Source organism: Streptomyces sp. NPDC104367, assembly GCF_055583825.1.
On sequence record NZ_JBVJND010000001.1, the window covers coordinates 353,285 to 369,357 of the forward strand.

The window sequence follows — 16,073 nt, forward strand, 5'->3', positions numbered from 1 at the left end:
GTTCAGCTACCGATGGCCTTGACATAGTCGACGTAGAAGTCCTTGATCTGGTGGGTCTTGAGGTCGAGGTGTTCGAGGATGGTGTAGCGGCCGGGACGGGTCTCCGGAGCGAACTCCACGACCCTGACGAACTCGTCCACGGTGAAGCCGATCTCCTCCGGCAGCACCGGCAGTCCGTGCCGGCGCAGCACATCCGCCATGAACGCCGACTCCTCGTGGGCTCCGCGCAGGTACATCGCGAAGGCCGCGCCGAGTCCGCACTGCTCGCCATGGCTGGCGGCACGCCTCGGGAACAGCAGGTCGAAGGCGTGGTTGATCTCGTGACAGGCGCCGGAGGACGGGCGGGAGTCGCCCGACACCGACATGGCGATACCGCTGAGCACCAGCGCCTCGGCGAGCACCTGGAGGAAGTCGTTCCCCCCTATGCCGCCGGGGTGGCGCAGTACCGCCTCGCCGGCCTGGCGGGCCATGGCGGCCGCCAGACCGTCGATCTTCTCGCCGGTGACGCGGTGGGACAGCTCCCAGTCCGCGATCGCCGAGATGTTGGAGACGGCGTCCCCGATGCCGGAGCGCACGAAGCGCGCCGGGGCCTCGCGGATGACGTCGAGGTCGATGACGACCGCGATCGGGTTCGGCACGCCGTAGGAGCCGCGGCCCGCGTCGTTGTCGAGGGTGGCGACCGGCGAGCACAGGCCGTCGTGCGCGAGGTTGGTCGGCACGGCGACCAGCGGCAGGCCGACCCGCGCCGCGGCGAACTTGGCGCAGTCGATGATCTTGCCGCCGCCGAGGCCGACGACCGCGTCGTAGCGGCCGGCCTTGATCTCGCCGGCCAGCCGGATCGCGTCGTCGAGGGTGCCGCCGCCGACCTCGTACCAGGTGGCGCCGGGCAGGCTCGGCGAGACGCGCTCGCGCAGCCTGGCCCCGGAGCCGCCGCTGACGGCGACGGCGAGCCGGCCGGAGTGCGAGATACGCTCGTCGGCGAGCACGCCCGCGAGGTCGTCGAGGGCACCCGGGCGGATGTCCACGACGACCGGCGAGGGGATCAGCCGGGTCAGTACTGGCACGCGATCTCCCGTCCCCTGGCGAGATCGTCGTGGTTGTCGATCTCGACCCACCGGACGTCACCGATCGGCGCCACGTCGATCCGGAAACCGCGGTTGACCAGCTCCTGGTAGCCGTGCTCGTAGAACTGCTGCGGGTCGGTCTCCCAGACCGTCTTCAGCGCGTCGGCGAGCTCGGGGGCCGCGTCGCCCTCGATGAGGGTGACGCCGATGTACTCGCCGGTCGCCTCGGCCGGGTCCATCAGCTTGGTGATCTTCGTCATGCCCTTGCCGTCGCCGACGACGACCTTCATCTCCTCGTCCGCGAGGGACTTCACGGTGTCGAGGGCGAGGATGATCTTCTTGCCGTCGCCGCGGGCGGCGAGCAGCGTCTTCTCGACGGAGACCGGGTGCACGGTGTCGCCGTTGGCGAGGATCACGCCGTCCTTGAGGGCGTCACGGCCGCACCACAGGGAGTAGGCGTTGTTCCACTCCTCGGCCTTGTCGTTGTCGATGAGGGTGAGCTTGAGGCCGTACTTGGCCTCCAGGGCCGCCTTGCGCTCGTAGACGGCCTCCTTGCGGTAGCCGACGATGATCGCGACCTCGGTCAGGCCGATCTCGGCGAAGTTGCCGAGGGTCAGGTCGAGAACGGTGATCGAGTCCTCTATCCCGGCGGGCCCCACCGGCACCAGCGCCTTGGGCAGGCTGTCGGTGTAGGGGCGCAGACGCCGTCCGGCGCCGGCCGCCAGCACGAGGCCGATCATGCGGGTTCTCCTTCGTCGTGTACGGCGGGCGCCCCTGCGGACACCCAGAAGCGGATGCTCTCGAGGAGCACCAGCACGGCCACGGCCACGGCGAGGACCGTGAGCGCGACCTCGAACTGCGCGGCGGTGAGCAGCGTGGCCAGGACGGTGACGAGCAGCGTCCGTCCCTCCTGCCCCCCGATGGCGCGTACCAGCCAGGCCGGCGGCGCCCCGGCGTCGCCGCGGATGCGGTACACCGTGTCGTAGTGATGGTAGGCGACGGCGGCCACCAGGCCGAAAGCCGCCGGAAGGGCTCCGTTCACCCCGGCTTTGCCCGCGAGGACGAGGACGGTGCCGTACTCGGCGGCCCGGAACAGGGGCGGGACCAGCCAGTCGAGGGGGCCCTTGAGCGGCTTCACGACCGCTTCGGAGGAGATCAGGACGTAGACGACGGCGGCGCCGACGAGCGCGGGACCCGGTCCGTCGAGCACGGCCGCCAGCAGCAGGAGAACGGCGCCGGCGGCCGCCCACAGGACCGCCGGGCCCTTGCTCGCACGGCGCAGGACGCGGGCGCCCAGCCCGGCCAGCGGGCCGTTGTCGGCCAGGTCGGCGAGCGCCTTCGCGGCCCGGTCGGTGCGCTTCGCCCTCCGCGTCAGCGAGCGCAGCACCCGTCCGGCCGTGGTGTAGGCGGCGGCGAAGGCGCAGCCGGCCAGCAGCACGTAGAAGGTGACGCGCGGGGTGGTGGCCGCCGTGAGGACGGCTATGAGCGCCCATCGTTCGCCGATGGGCAGGACTATCATCCGGCGCACCCAGACCGTCCAGCCCACGCTGTCGAGCCGGTCGGAGAGCGCGGCGGTGGGGCTGGTGTTGGCGGTGGCGTCGTGGTTGGCCTCGTTGAAGGAGAAGTCGACCACGTGCCGGCAGGTCTGGAGGATCATCGCGCCGAGCGCCAGGGCCCACACGTCGTCGCCGCCGCGGGCGGCACCGAGGGCGAGGCCGGCGTAGTAGGCGTACTCCTTGGCCCGGTCGAAGGTGGCGTCCAGCCAGGCGCCGAGCGTGGAGTACTGGAGCGAGTAGCGGGCGAGCTGGCCGTCGGTGCAGTCCAGCACGAAGGACGCGATGAGCAGCACGCCCGCGGCGACGAACCCGTGGCGGGTGCCGGTGGCCGCGCAGCCCGCCGCGATCAGGGCGGTGAGCAGGGAGGCGGTGGTGACCTGGTTGGGGGTCAGTCCGCGCCGGGCGCACCAGCGGGCGATGTATCGGGAGTAGGGGCTGATGAAGTAGGTGGTGAAGAACCCGTCGCGGGACTTCACGGCCGACTTCAGGCGTACGGCCTCGTCGTCGACGGCGGCGACGGCCTGCCGTGCCTCGTTGCGGGCCTGCGGGTCGGTGGGGACGGCGGCGACCAGGCTGCCCAGCTCGGGGCGGTGGACGTCGGCGTCCAGGGCGGTGACGAGGCCGTCGACCGCGAGGTCGGTGGTGCCGCCGCCGGCGGCGGTCTCCCGGGCCAGCGCCCGGCTCAGGGCCTGGCGGCCCTCCGGCTGGGCGGTGACGCCGCCGGGGATCGCGGCGAGCGGGAAGCGCGGGTCGGTGAGGCCGAGGCGCAGGGCGTGCACATGGCCGACGAAGCGGGCGTCGACGACCGCCACCCGCCGGTCGGCGGGCAGGGCCGCGAGGAGGGCCTCGGTGCCGGCGGCGTCGGCGGCCGGACGCACCTCGAAGCCGAGCGCCCGCAGATCGCTCTCCAGTGACGATCCGGGGACCGGCTGACCGGTGACGATGGCGGTCGACAACCGAACTCACTCCCTGGGTGCGGCGCGCGGGCGCCGGTCTACTGCATGGTGGGGCGCCGTGTGCCTGATGGGCCCCCGGGCGGCATTCGGCAGAGGTTATCGGATGGTGAGGAAAGCTTGTTCACCGGCCGTTCACGGCACGGTCGACCCGCCCTGCCCCTTCCTTTGCCGAGATCATCATCCGCGATCCGGGCCCCGACCCACAAACCGCGCACGCAGACCGGGCATTGGGGACACGACGGGGGAGGCCGGGATGCCCGGCCGTGCGCGCCGGGTGACTGAGGGTGCCCTGACCTGGCATTCGTTTCCGCAGGTCAGAGCAGATGACAACGGTGTTCAGTGCCGCGTTGCCGGATACCCCCCACCCGTAGTTCACTGTGATCCCGGGCGGAACACGAGGAGGCGTCTCTCATGGGGGCTGGGCACGACCACGGCCATGGGCACACCCACGCGCCGCCGACCGGTACGGCCGCGGCCGCGTACCGCGGGCGGCTGCGGGTGGCGCTCGCCATCACCGTCGGGGTGATGGTGGTCGAGATCGTCGGCGGTCTGCTGGCGGACTCCCTCGCGCTGATCGCGGACGCGGCCCACATGGCGACCGACGCGCTGGGCCTCGGCATGGCCCTGCTCGCGATCCACTTCGCCAACCGCCCGCCGAGCACCAACCGCACCTTCGGCTACGCCCGCGCGGAGATCCTCGCGGCGCTGGCCAACTGTCTGCTGCTGCTGGTGGTCGGCGGCTATGTGCTGTACGAGGCGGTCCAGCGGTTCCTGACGCCCGCGGACACCGAGGCCGGCCTGATGATCGTGTTCGGTCTGATCGGCCTGGTCGCCAACATGATCTCGCTCACGCTGCTGGTGCGCGGCCAGCGGGAGAGCCTGAACGTGCGCGGTGCCTTCCTGGAGGTGGCGGCCGACGCGCTGGGCTCGCTGGCGGTGCTGATCTCGGCCACCGTGATCCTCACCACGGGCTGGCAGGCGGCCGACCCGGTCGCCTCGCTGGTGATCGGCCTGATGATCGTGCCGCGCACGCTGAAGCTGCTGCGCGAGACGCTGGACGTCCTGCTGGAGTCGGCGCCCAAGGACGTCGACATGGCGGAGGTGCGGTCGCACATCCTGGCGCTGGACGGCGTGCAGGACGTGCACGACCTGCACGCCTGGACGATCACCTCGGGGATGCCGGTGCTCTCGGCCCACGTGGTGGTCCGCTCGGACGTGCTGAGCGCCATCGGCCACGAGAAGATGCTGCACGAGCTGCAGGGCTGCCTGGGCCACCACTTCGACGTGGAGCACTGCACCTTCCAGCTGGAGCCGAGCGGCCACGCCGAGCACGAGGCCCGGCTCTGCCACTGACGGCACGTGGGTCCTGGTGTTCGAGACCCCCTCCCGTCAGGGGTACCCGTTCGTGGCTCCGGGGTTCTCGTTCGTACCCTTGGGGCACGATCAACCACCGGGTCCCCCTTCCGGCGTGCCCGCATCGGGAAGTGCCGGAAGTGTCGGTTTCGTACGGCAGACTTGGGGTGCCAAGACCGAGGCGAAGGATGGGTATGCCGATCACACCTGCCACCGCGACGCACAGGACGTCGGACGGCACCGCGGACGCGATTTTGCTCGAACTCGTCGACGAGAAGGGTGTGACCATCGGCACCGCGGAGAAGCTGGCCGCGCACCAGCCGCCCGGGCAGCTGCACCGGGCGTTCTCCGTCTTCCTCTTCGACGAGCACGGCAGGCTGCTGCTCCAGCAGCGGGCGCTGGGCAAGTACCACTCCCCCGGTGTGTGGTCCAACACCTGCTGCGGCCACCCCTACCCCGGCGAGGCCCCCTTCGCGGCGGCGGCCCGCCGGACGTTCGAGGAGCTGGGGGTCTCGCCGTCGCTGCTCGCCGAGGCGGGCACGGTGCGCTACAACCACCCCGACCCGGCCTCGGGCCTGGTGGAGCAGGAGTTCAACCACCTGTTCGTCGGGATGGTGCAGGCGCCGCTCTCGCCGGACCCGCAGGAGGTCGGCGGGACCGTGTTCGTGACGGCCGCCGAGCTGGCCGAGCGGCACGCCGAGGACCCCTTCTCGGCCTGGTTCATGACAGTGCTGGACGCGGCCCGCCCGGCGATCAGGGAGCTGACGGGCCCGTCCGCGGGCTGGTGAGCCGCCCCCGGGTGAGCCTTCTCACCCGAGCGCCGCGGGCTTGAGCGGCAGGGCGGCCCAGATCACCTTGCCGCCGCTCGACGTGTGTTCCACGTCCACGACCCCGCCCGCCTCCCGGGTCACCTCCCGGACCAGCAGCAGCCCCCGGCCGCCGGTCTGGCCGTGGTCGGCCTCCAGGGCGGTCGGACGGTAGGGGTGGTTGTCCTCCACCGACACCCGCACCCACTCGGCCCCGACGGCGACCTCGACGGCGAGCATCGGCGACAGCAGCGCCGCGTGCTTGACCGCGTTGGTGACCAGTTCGGAGACGATCAGCAGCAGCCCGTGCACCAGGTCCTCCGAGACCGGGACGCCCTGGCGCTGGAGCAGGTCCCGTACGGCGCGCCGCGCCTGCGGGACCGAGGCGTCCACGGCGGCGGCGGTGAACCGCCAGACCCCTTCGTACGGCAGCGGGTCCGGCGGCGGTGCGCCGCCCGCCTCTGGACGCGGGTCGTGCCCACGCCCGTGGTTCTCCATCGTCCGGTCGCCACCCTCGCGCTCGATTGTCACCACACGTCGAGTGTTGATAACCACCCGCTCCACCCCGGATGACTGACCAGAAGTCAGCAACTATCGAACGTTTCCGACCTGTTGATGCATGACAACGTCGATCGAGGGGTCGTTCCTGTCTCCCCGAAAGCCGATTTCGAGAACTATTCGGGTTGTACTGCAACCCGAGGGGGGCGCGGGACGGCGGGCGGGCGCGGCTACCATCCCGCACATGGAGCCCCGCCTCGACCACCAGGTCACAGACGCCGTCGCCACGATCGTCATCGGCAACCCGGCCAAGCGGAACGCGATGACCGCGGCGATGTGGGGCGCCCTGCCACCCCTGCTCGACGCGCTCGCCGCCGATCCGGCGGTCCGGGTCCTGGTCCTGACCGGCGAGGGCGGCACCTTCTGCGCCGGCGCCGACATCTCGACCCTGCGGGGCTCCCCGGCGCGGGCCCAGTCCCTCGCGGTGGCCGCCGAGGAGGCGCTCGCCGCGTTCCCCAAGCCGACCCTCGCCGCGGTCCGCGGGCACTGCGTCGGCGGCGGCTCGCAGCTCGCCGCCGCCTGCGATCTGCGGTTCGCCGAGGAGGGCGCGCTGTTCGGGGTGACACCGGCCAAGCTCGGCATCGTCTACCCGGCGTCCTCCACCCGGCGGCTGGTGTCCCTGATCGGACCGGCCGGCGCCAAGTTCCTGCTCTTCTCGGGTGAGTTGATCGGCACTGAGCGGGCGCTGCGCACCGGTCTGGTCGACGAGGTGCTGCCCGAGGGCGAACTGGACAAGCGGGTGGCCGAGTTCACCCGGACCCTGGCGGCGCGCTCGCAGCTGACGCAGGCCGCCGCCAAGGAGTTCACGGACGGCCGTACCGACCGGGACGCGCACTGGGCGGAGCAGGCGGACGGCAGCGGCGACACCGCCGAGGGCGTCGCCGCCTTCCTGGAGCGCCGCCCGCCCCGGTTCACGTGGTCGGTTCCCGGCCGGGGATGAGCCGGCCCGCCGCCGAGGAGGCCGGCGAGAGCGGTCCGGGTCACTCGCCTCTCCCGCCGTGGCGGACAGAACACTGGAGTCCGTACCGACCAGTCGGTAACGTGCTGGGCATGACCACACCCACTCTGGGACCGCGAGCCGGCCGCCGCTGCCACACGCTGCTCAACTCACTGCACGCGACGCACTACTTCAGCCCCGAACTGGGCGAGGAGCTGGGCGCGCTCGGGATCACCCACCCGCGGGCCGTCAACTTCGCGGTGCGGGCGGCCGCGCTGGGGCCGGTCGGGGCCGGCACGGTGACGGCGACGTTCTACAACTACAAGCACGAGCTGGTGGCCCGGCACGTGCCGGCCGTGTGGGAGACGGCGTCCCCGCGCGACGTCCTCGCCGCACGCGCGCGTGCCGTCGACGCCTCGCTGCGGCGGCTGCTGGGCGCGGAGGCGGTCGGCTCCGACGGGATGGCCGAGGCCGCCCGGCTGGCACTGCGCGCGACCGAGGCCTGCTCGCGCTCCGGGCGCCCGCTGTACGCGGCCCACGCGGACCTGCCGGTGCCCTCGGAGCCCCACCTGGCGTACTGGTACGCGGGCACGCTGCTGCGCGAGCACCGGGGCGACGGGCACCTCGCGGCGCTGGTCGCGGCCGGACTCGACGGGCTGGAGGCGGTGGTGACGCACACGGCGACCGGCAAGGGCATGACCCCGAAGTGGGTGCTCGCCACGCGGGGCTGGAGCGAGGAGGACTGGGACGCGGCGGTGGAGCGGCTGCGCGGGCGCGGTCTGCTCGACGCGGACGGCGAGCTGACCGAGGCCGGGGTGGCCCTGCGGGCGGCCGTCGAGGCGGAGACGGACCGGCTCGACCGGGCGCCGTACGAACACCTCGGGGCGGCCGGGGTGGCCCGGCTGACCGAGCTGGCGGCGGGGTTCACGGGTGCGGCGCTCGCGGCGGGGGCGTTCCCGGGGGATCTGATCGGGAAGGCCTGACGGTCCCGGCCCCGCGCCGTCGCGGCGGGTTCGGGGAAAGAGGCGGATTCGAATGGAAATCGGATCCGTGGGCGAGCGGGTCACGGAACGGCGCCCTGCGGCCCGGTTGTCGGTGTCACCTGCCACAATTGCCGCGCAACCTCAGTGGAGAAGGCGGTACGGGATCGTGACGACACCCGGGTCCTCAGTAGGGTCCATCGAAGGCAGGATCGCCGAGGAGCTCGGCGTACGGGAGCGGCAGGTCAAGTCCGCCGTGGAACTGCTCGACGGCGGTTCGACGGTGCCCTTCATCGCCCGCTACCGCAAGGAAGCGACCGAGATGCTCGACGACGCGCAGCTGCGCACGATCGAGGAGCGGCTGCGCTACCTGCGGGAGCTGGAGGAACGGCGGACCGCGATCCTGGAGTCGGTGCGCGAGCAGGGCAAGCTCACCGACGAACTGGCCGAGCGGATCCGGGGCGCCGAGACCAAGGCGCGCCTGGAGGACATCTACCTGCCGTACAAGCCGAAGCGGCGGACCAAGGCGCAGATCGCCCGGGAGGCCGGTCTGGAGCCGCTGGCCGAGGGGCTGCTCGGCGACCCCGCGGTGGAACCGCTCGCCGCGGCCGCCGCGTTCGTGGACGCCGACAAGGGCGTCGCCGATCCGCAGGCCGCCCTGGACGGCGCCCGCGCGATCCTCACCGAGCGCTTCTCCGAGGACGCCGACCTCGTCGGCGAGCTGCGCGAGCGCATGTGGGTGCGCGGCAGGCTCGCCGCGAAGGTGCGCGACGGCAAGGAGGAGGCGGGCGCGAAGTTCGCCGACTACTTCGACTTCTCCGAGCCGTTCGCCGCGCTGCCCTCGCACCGCGTCCTGGCGATGCTGCGCGGCGAGAAGGAGGAGGTCCTCGACCTCGTCCTGGAGCCGGAGGAGCCGACCGAGGGCCCGTCCTCGTTCGAGGGCGTCGTCGCCCACCGGTTCGGCATCACCGACCGGGGCCGCCCGGGCGACAAGTGGCTGTCGGACACGGTCCGCTGGGCCTGGCGCACCCGTCTGCTCGTCCATCTCGGCATCGACCTGCGGCTGCGGCTGCGCACGGCGGCCGAGGACGAGGCCGTCGACGTCTTCGCGGCGAACCTGCGCGACCTGCTGCTCGCCGCGCCCGCCGGCACCCGCGCGACGCTGGGTCTCGACCCCGGTTTCCGGACCGGCGTGAAGGTCGCCGTGGTCGACGCGACCGGCAAGGTCGTCGCGACCGACGTCATCTACCCGCACGTCCCGGCGAACAAGTGGGACGAGGCGATCGCCAAGCTCGCCCGCCTCGCCGAGCAGCACGCGGTCGAACTGGTCGCGATCGGCAACGGCACCGCGTCCCGCGAGACCGACAAGCTCGCCGGTGAGCTGATCACCAGGCACCCCGGGCTGAAGCTGACCAAGGTGATGGTGTCCGAGGCCGGCGCGTCCGTGTACTCGGCCTCCGCCTTCGCCTCCCAGGAGCTGCCCGACATGGACGTGTCGCTGCGCGGCGCGGTCTCCATCGCGCGGCGGCTCCAGGACCCGCTGGCCGAGCTGGTGAAGATCGACCCGAAGTCGATCGGTGTCGGCCAGTACCAGCACGACCTCTCCGAGGTGAAGCTGTCGCGCTCGCTGGACGCGGTGGTCGAGGACTGCGTGAACGGCGTGGGCGTGGACGTCAACACGGCCTCGGCCCCGCTGCTGGCCCGGGTCTCGGGCATCACCTCGGGTCTCGCCGAGAACATCGTGGCCCACCGGGACGCCAACGGCCCGTTCTCGTCCCGCGGCCAGCTCAAGAAGGTCTCCCGGCTCGGCCCGAAGGCCTACGAGCAGTGCGCGGGCTTCCTCCGCATCCGCGGCGGCGACGACCCGCTGGACGCGTCGAGCGTCCACCCGGAGGCGTACCCCGTCGTACGGCGGATGGTGAAGAACTCCGGCCAGGAGGTGGCCTCGCTCGTCGGCAACACGGGCGTGCTGCGCTCACTGCGGCCGGCGGACTTCGTGGACGAGACGTTCGGTCTGCCGACCGTCACCGACATCCTCAGGGAACTGGAGAAGCCGGGGCGCGACCCGCGTCCGGCCTTCAAGACGGCCACCTTCAAGGAGGGCATCGAGAAGATCTCCGACCTGTCGTCCGGGATGGTCCTGGAGGGCGTGGTGACGAATGTGGCGGCCTTCGGCGCGTTCATCGACGTCGGCGTCCACCAGGACGGACTGGCGCATGTCTCCGCGCTGTCGAAGACGTTCGTCAAGGACCCGCGGGACGTGGTGAAGCCGGGTGACATCGTCAAGGTGAAGGTCCTCGACGTGGACATCCCGCGCAAGCGGATCTCGCTGACGCTGCGGCTGGACGACGAGGCCGAGGCGCCGGCCGCGGGCGGTGAACGCCGGCCGCAGCGCGGCGGTGGCGGGCGTCCGCCGCAGCAGCAGCGGCGCCAGCAGCAGGGCGGCGGGCGCGGCGGCCAGGGCGGCGGGCGCGGAAGCCAGGGCGGAAGCCAGGGCGGCGGCCAGGGCGGCGGGCGTGCAAGCCAGGGCGGCGGGGCGCGTCAGGCTCCGGCGCCGTCGAACAGCGCGATGGCCGACGCGCTGCGCCGGGCCGGCCTGCTGGACGGGAAGAACGGCAAGCGCTGACGGCACGGGCACGTCCCGGAGTCCACGGGGAGCCGCGGGCCGGTCACGGCCGGCCGCGGTTCCCCGCCCCCGGGACGGCTCCCACCGGCCGCGCGTCACGCTCGGCACTCAGCACTCAGCGTTCCGTGACCTTGCCCGAGGCGACCTCCAGGCGGCGGGTGACGTGGACCGCGTCGAGCATGCGGCGGTCGTGGGTGACCAGGAGGAGGGTGCCCTCGTAGGCGTCGAGGGCGGACTCCAGCTGTTCGATGGCGGGCAGGTCGAGGTGGTTGGTGGGCTCGTCGAGGACGAGCAGGTTGACGCCCCGGCCCTGGAGGAGGGCCAGGGCGGCCCGGGTGCGCTCGCCGGGTGACATGGTGGCGGCCGGGCGCGTCACGTGGTCGGACTTCAGGCCGAACTTGGCCAGCAGGGTGCGGACCTCCACCGGCTCGGTGTCCGGGACGGCCGCGCAGAAGGCGTCCAGCAGCGACTCGGTGCCGTGGAAGAGCTTGCGGGCCTGGTCGACCTCGCCGACCTGGACGCCCGGACCGAGCGCGGCGTGCCCGGAGTCCAGCGGCACCCGGCCGAGCAGCGCGGCGAGCAGCGTCGACTTGCCGGCGCCGTTGGCGCCCGTGACCGCGACCCGGTCCGCCCAGTCGATCTGGAGCGAGACCGGTCCGAAGACGAAGTCCCCGCGCCGGACCTCGGCGTCCCGCAGGGTGGCGACCACGGCGCCGGAGCGCGGGGCGGCCGCGATCTCCATGCGCAGCTCCCACTCCTTGCGGGGCTCGTCGACGACATCGAGGCGCTCGATCATGCGCTGGGTCTGGCGGGCCTTGGCGGCCTGCTTCTCGCTGGCCTCGCTGCGGAACTTGCGGCCGATCTTGTCGTTGTCGTTGGACGCCTTGCGCCGGGCGTTCTTGACCCCCTTGTCCATCCACGAGCGCTGCATCTGCGCGCGGTCCTGGAGGGCCGCCCGCTTGTCGGCGTACTCCTCGTAGTCCTCGCGGGCGTGCCGGCGGGCCACGTCGCGTTCTTCCAGGTAGGCCTCGTAGCCGCCGCCGTAGAGGTTGATCCTGCCCTGGGCCAGGTCGAGTTCGAGGACCTTGGTGACCGTGCGGGTGAGGAACTCGCGGTCGTGGCTGACGACGACGGTGCCGGCCCGCAGACCGGTCACGAAGCGCTCCAGGCGCTCCAGGCCGTCGAGGTCGAGGTCGTTGGTGGGCTCGTCGAGCAGGAAGACGTCGTAGCGGGAGAGCAGGAGGGAGGCGAGGCCGGCCCGGGCGGCCTGGCCGCCGGAGAGGGAGGTCATCGGCTGGTCCAGGTCGACGGCCAGGCCCAGGGAGTCGGCGACCTCCTCGGAGCGCTCCTCCAGGTCGGCGCCGCCCAGGTCGAGCCAGCGCTCCAGCGCGGTGGCGTAGGCGTCGTCGGCCCCGGGTGCCCCGTCGACCAGTGCCTGGGTGGCCTCGTCCATCACGCGCTGGGCCTCGTCGACGCCGGTGCGGCGGGCGAGGAAGGCGCGCACGGTCTCCCCCGGGCGCCGTTCCGGCTCCTGGGGCAGGTGGCCGACGGTCGCGGTCGGCGGGGAGAGGCGCAGTTCGCCCTGCTCGGGTGTGGTGAGGCCGGCGAGCAGGCGGAGCAGGGTGGACTTGCCCGCGCCGTTGGCACCGACGAGACCGATCACGTCACCGGGCGCGACGACGAGGTCGAGCCCGGAGAAGAGCGAGCGGTCGCCGTGCCCGGCGGCGAGGTTCTTGGCGACGAGGGTGGCAGTCATCAGAACGCCGATCCTAGTGTCCGGGCGGCACGGGCCCACGGCCACCGCCGCGACCGGCACGCTCCCGGGGGTCCGGGCGACCAGCGAGGACCCGCTCCGGGCGGCCTCGCGGCCGAGGCGGTACGCGGTGACGCGGACCCGTCAGGACAGGGCGGTGTCGAGGCCGGCCGTGCCGTCGTCGGCGGCCGGTCGGTCGGCCCGGTCAGCCGGCGCTGCGGGAGCGGGCCGCGGTCCAGGGCGTGCTCGATCTGGGCGACGGCGAGCGGGGCGATCCGAGCGCGGGGCGATCTGGGCGCGGGGCGATCCGAGCGCGGGGCGATCTGGGCGCGGGGCGATCTGGGCGCGGGGCGATCCGAGCGCGGAACGATCCGAGCGCGGGACGATCTGGGCGCGGGACGATCTGCGTGCGGGGTGACGGGTTCCGCTAGCGTCGCGCTGTGAAGCCTGAGCTGAGTGACGAAGTGATCGTGGTCGGTGCCGGGGTCGTCGGGCTGACCACGGCCGTGGTGCTGGCCGAGAGCGGGCGCCGGGTCCGGGTGTGGGCGCGGGAGACCGGCGGGCGGACGACTTCGGCGGTCGCCGGTGCGCTGTGGTGGCCCTACCGCATCGAGCCGGAGCCGCTGGTCGGGGAGTGGGCGCTCGCCTCCCTGGTGGTGTACGAGGAACTGGCGGCGCGGCCGCGGGAGACCGGCGTACGCCTGGTCGAGGGCGTGCACGGCGGGCTGCGGCTGGACGGGCTGGGGGCGTGGGCGGCGCGGATGCCGGGGCTGGCCGAGACCGGTGAGGGCGTCACGGCCCGGCTGCCGTTGATCGACATGCCGGTCCATCTGGCCTGGCTGCGCGAGCGGTTGGCCGGGGCGGGCGGGACGGTGGAGGAGCGCGTGGTGGACGGCCTGGACGAGGTGCCCGCGTCCGTCGTGGTCAACTGCACCGGGCTCGGGGCGCGTTCGCTCGTCCCCGATCCGGGTGTGCGTCCGGTGCGCGGGCAGCTGGTCGTGGTGGAGAACCCGGGGATCACCACCTGGTACACGTCCGTCGACGAGGACGGGAGCGGTGCCTCCACGTACTTCTTCCCGCAGCCAGGCGGGCTGCTCCTCGGGGGCACGGCGCAGGAGGACGTCTGGTCCCGGGAGCCCGACCCGGCGGTCGCGGCCGGGATCGTGGCACGGTGCGCGGCGGTACGGCCGGAGATCGCCGGGGCGCGGGTGCTGGCCCACCGGGTGGGGCTGCGGCCGTACCGCGGTGCCGTCCGGCTGGAGCGTGAACTCCGGCCGGACGGCGGGGTGCTGGTGCACAACTACGGGCACGGCGGGGCCGGGGTCACGGTGGCCTGGGGCTGTGCCCGGGAGGCGGCGGGGCTCGCGGACACCGGCCCCGCCGCCTGACCGGTCAGCCGCTGGGGACGCGCCGGACGGCGTGCGGGGTGCCGACACCGCGCAGGGTGCCCGCCCGGGGTGCGGTCCAGGTGCCGTCGCCGGTGGCCCGGGCGAACGCGGCCGCGCCGCCGACCAGCGGAACCCGGGCCGCCGTACGGGACAGGTCCAGGGTGAGCGTCGGGGTGGTGGACGGCGGGTCGATGAGGTCCTTGTCGGTGCCCGCGACGATCAGCGCCAGCCGGTGTCCCGCGGGGACGACATGGTCGGTGGCCGCCAGGTCGAGGGTGATCGTGCAGGCCTTGCCGGGGGTGAGCGGGACGCCCTTGCCGGGGTCGGCGTAGGTGCCGAGGTCGGCCCAGCCGCGGCTGACGACGGTGTGGTCGACGGCCTTGGTCTTCGCGGCGGTCTCCAGGAAGCAGGCGCTGTCACCGGCCGTGCTCTCGCCCCAGCAGGTGCGGTCGGTGAGGGTGGTGATGCCCTCGTCCTCGTCGGCGTAGTCGCGGACGGTGTCCGGACCCACGTCGACGAGGACGGCGGTGAGGTGGGCCGTCGAGGTGGTGGGGGTGACGGTGACCGTGACCTCGGAGGAGCCGGCGAGCCGCAGGTCGTGGGTGAGCTGCGCGGTGAGGAAGCCGGCCTTCTCCGGGGTCGAGGTGGTGATCGCGGCCGCCCAGTCCGTCTCGCTCCGCTCCGGGTCGTCGGTGAACGTCTCGGTGCCGGTGCCCGCGCGCGGGCCGAGGGTGCCGACGCCCGCCAGGGTGCCGGCGGCGGGGCGCAGGGTGGTGGTCCGGGTGCCGGACGGCGGCCAGACGGCGGAGGTCACCCACTGGTCGGGGTGGCGTTCGACGTCGGCCATCGGCTCGCGGTCGATCCCGTTGTCGTAGCCGAGGAGTTCGTGGTCGAACCAGCGGTGCAGGGTGTCGACCCAGGCGCCGCGCCGGTAGTCGAAGGGGTCGACGTGCCCGGTCTGGGAGAGCCAGATCTTGCGCTCGACGCCGTGCCGGGCGAGGGCGTCCCACCACTGGCCGAAGTGCTTGGTGCGGACGTTGAGGTCCTGCATGCCGTGCACGAGGAACACGCTGGCCTTCACCTCGGCCGCGTTCCTGACGTAGTCGCGTTCGGTCCACAGCCCGGTCCAGTCGCCGCTGCGCGGGGCGCCGTCGACCAGCTTCTGCTGGACCGCACCGCACTTGGCGTAGGCCTCGTCGCTCTCCACCGCGCCGGCCAGCCAGTCGGGGCCGGAGTCGTACAGCGGGGCGCCCTGGGCGAAGTAGTAGTCGTACCAGGAGGAGATGGCGCTGATCGGGACGATGGTCCGCAGGCCCTCGACGCCGGTGGCGGCGACGCCGTTGGCGATGGTGCCGTCCCAGCTCTTGCCGATCATGCCGGTCCTGCCGTCGGTCCAGGTCGCCTCGACCGTGGTGCTTCCGGTGCGGCTGCTGTACGCCTTGGCGCGGCCGTTGAGCCAGTCGATCACGGCCTTCGCGGACTGGATGTCGGAGCGTCCGCCGATGTCGACACAGCCGTCGGAGCGGTTGGTGCCGGCCAGGTCGACGCCGACGAAGGCGTAGCCACGGGGCACGAAGTAGTTGTCGTAGAACAGCGGCATCCGGACGATGTCGCCGTTCGCGTCGTACGTCTTGAGCTGGCTCTCGTTGCCCCGGCCGCAGCACGAGTAGTACGGGCTGGCGTCCATGATGACCGGTACCTTGCGGCCCTCGGCCGCGGGTTCGGCGGGGCGGACGATGTCGGCGGCGACCCGGTCGGTCCGCCCGTCGCCGTCGGAGTCGAGGCCGGTGTCCACCCAGACCGCCTCGCGGACGGCGTCGGCGTACGAGTAGACGGGCCGGCTCTCCCTCGGGGCGCCGGCCGCCTGGGCCGCGGCCGGGGAGAGGAAGGCGGCGATCAGGGTTGCGACGGCCGCGACGACGAGCGGTCTCCAGGTCGTGAAGAGCGTGCGAATCGGCATGCGGCGGACGTTACCCCCGTCAACTCCTGTGCAGAAGACGGCATCTGAGGGACCGACAGAAGTGATTGCGGCCGAATGGCGATCGTGTGACAGCGGGGGCCGTGGACATGCCGGGGGCCACAGGGACTGAATAGGC

At 72.9% G+C, this 16,073-nt stretch carries 12 protein-coding genes; 6 read left to right on the forward strand and 6 right to left on the reverse strand.

The genetic code is table 11. The features are described from left to right. Positions 1–2: 2 nt before the first annotated feature. Genes ACZ619_RS01600 through ACZ619_RS01610 form a run of 3 tightly spaced genes read right to left on the reverse strand, consistent with a single transcriptional unit; the run spans position 3 to position 3,576 of the window. The gene (locus ACZ619_RS01600; protein ID WP_469592855.1) at positions 3–1,064 is read right to left on the reverse strand and encodes an iron-containing alcohol dehydrogenase family protein; all 1,062 of its coding nucleotides are present in this window, start codon (positions 1,062–1,064) and stop codon (positions 3–5) included. Further along, positions 1,052–1,804 carry a phosphocholine cytidylyltransferase family protein gene (locus ACZ619_RS01605; protein ID WP_469592857.1) on the reverse strand — a complete coding sequence of 251 codons (753 nt, stop codon included), beginning with the start codon at positions 1,802–1,804 and terminating at the stop codon, positions 1,052–1,054. The genes ACZ619_RS01600 and ACZ619_RS01605 overlap by 13 nt, the downstream gene beginning before the upstream one ends. Next, complete coding sequence (locus ACZ619_RS01610) at positions 1,801–3,576, reverse strand: DUF5941 domain-containing protein (protein WP_469592859.1); 1,776 nt, start codon at positions 3,574–3,576, stop codon at positions 1,801–1,803. Before ACZ619_RS01610 ends, ACZ619_RS01605 begins: the two co-directional genes overlap by 4 nt. A gap of 411 nt (positions 3,577–3,987) precedes the next feature. On the opposite strand from ACZ619_RS01610, the gene ACZ619_RS01615 reads away from it, so the two are divergent. Both ACZ619_RS01615 and idi read left to right on the forward strand, forming a co-directional pair. After that, the gene (locus ACZ619_RS01615) at positions 3,988–4,929 is read left to right on the forward strand and encodes a cation diffusion facilitator family transporter (protein ID WP_469592860.1); all 942 of its coding nucleotides are present in this window, start codon (positions 3,988–3,990) and stop codon (positions 4,927–4,929) included. A gap of 194 nt (positions 4,930–5,123) precedes the next feature. Further along, positions 5,124–5,717: an isopentenyl-diphosphate Delta-isomerase gene (gene idi, locus ACZ619_RS01620; RefSeq protein ID WP_469592862.1), complete on the forward strand. Its 594-nt coding sequence runs from the start codon at positions 5,124–5,126 to the stop codon at positions 5,715–5,717. Between the two features lie 21 nt (positions 5,718–5,738). Here idi and ACZ619_RS01625 read toward each other — a convergent pair whose 3' ends face one another. Next, positions 5,739–6,233, reverse strand: a complete 495-nt coding sequence (locus ACZ619_RS01625) for an ATP-binding protein (RefSeq protein ID WP_469593259.1) — start codon at positions 6,231–6,233, stop codon at positions 5,739–5,741. Between the two features lie 244 nt (positions 6,234–6,477). Here ACZ619_RS01625 and ACZ619_RS01630 point away from each other — a divergent pair, with 244 nt between their 5' ends. The 3 genes from ACZ619_RS01630 to ACZ619_RS01640 all read left to right on the forward strand — a co-directional run bounded on the left by ACZ619_RS01630 (position 6,478) and on the right by ACZ619_RS01640 (position 10,836). After that, positions 6,478–7,233 carry an enoyl-CoA hydratase/isomerase family protein gene (locus ACZ619_RS01630; RefSeq protein WP_469592864.1) on the forward strand — a complete coding sequence of 252 codons (756 nt, stop codon included), beginning with the start codon at positions 6,478–6,480 and terminating at the stop codon, positions 7,231–7,233. Positions 7,234–7,343: 110 nt separating this feature from the next. After that, positions 7,344–8,213, forward strand: coding sequence for an SCO6745 family protein (locus tag ACZ619_RS01635; protein WP_469592866.1), 870 nt, complete (start codon positions 7,344–7,346; stop codon positions 8,211–8,213). Between the two features lie 166 nt (positions 8,214–8,379). Further along, positions 8,380–10,836 (forward strand): Tex family protein, encoded by a 2,457-nt coding sequence (locus tag ACZ619_RS01640; RefSeq protein ID WP_469592868.1) that lies wholly within the window; start codon positions 8,380–8,382, stop codon positions 10,834–10,836. A gap of 115 nt (positions 10,837–10,951) precedes the next feature. On the opposite strand, the gene abc-f is transcribed toward ACZ619_RS01640, so the two are convergent. Next, the gene (gene abc-f, locus ACZ619_RS01645) at positions 10,952–12,592 is read right to left on the reverse strand and encodes a ribosomal protection-like ABC-F family protein (protein WP_469592869.1); all 1,641 of its coding nucleotides are present in this window, start codon (positions 12,590–12,592) and stop codon (positions 10,952–10,954) included. 437 nt (positions 12,593–13,029) lie between these two features. Here abc-f and ACZ619_RS01650 point away from each other — a divergent pair, with 437 nt between their 5' ends. Further along, positions 13,030–13,977, forward strand: a complete 948-nt coding sequence (locus ACZ619_RS01650; RefSeq protein WP_469592871.1) for an FAD-dependent oxidoreductase — start codon at positions 13,030–13,032, stop codon at positions 13,975–13,977. A gap of 4 nt (positions 13,978–13,981) precedes the next feature. Here the strand turns inward: ACZ619_RS01650 and ACZ619_RS01655 are convergent, their stop codons facing one another. Further along, complete coding sequence (locus ACZ619_RS01655) at positions 13,982–15,937, reverse strand: Xaa-Pro dipeptidyl-peptidase (protein ID WP_469592873.1); 1,956 nt, start codon at positions 15,935–15,937, stop codon at positions 13,982–13,984. Positions 15,938–16,073 lie beyond the last annotated feature (136 nt).

Bases quoted from the DNA above. Each gene is read 5' to 3' on its own strand.
- ACZ619_RS01635 (WP_469592866.1), top strand. From the start codon at position 7,344: ATGACCACACCCACTCTGGGACCGCGAGCCGGCCGCCGCTGCCACACG.
- ACZ619_RS01625 (WP_469593259.1), bottom strand. From the start codon at position 6,233: ATGGAGAACCACGGGCGTGGGCACGACCCGCGTCCAGAGGCGGGCGGC.
- ACZ619_RS01605 (WP_469592857.1), bottom strand. From the start codon at position 1,804: ATGATCGGCCTCGTGCTGGCGGCCGGCGCCGGACGGCGTCTGCGCCCC.
- ACZ619_RS01630 (WP_469592864.1), top strand. From the start codon at position 6,478: ATGGAGCCCCGCCTCGACCACCAGGTCACAGACGCCGTCGCCACGATC.
- ACZ619_RS01655 (WP_469592873.1), bottom strand. From the start codon at position 15,937: ATGCCGATTCGCACGCTCTTCACGACCTGGAGACCGCTCGTCGTCGCG.
- idi (WP_469592862.1), top strand. From the start codon at position 5,124: ATGCCGATCACACCTGCCACCGCGACGCACAGGACGTCGGACGGCACC.
- ACZ619_RS01615 (WP_469592860.1), top strand. From the start codon at position 3,988: ATGGGGGCTGGGCACGACCACGGCCATGGGCACACCCACGCGCCGCCG.
- abc-f (WP_469592869.1), bottom strand. From the start codon at position 12,592: ATGACTGCCACCCTCGTCGCCAAGAACCTCGCCGCCGGGCACGGCGAC.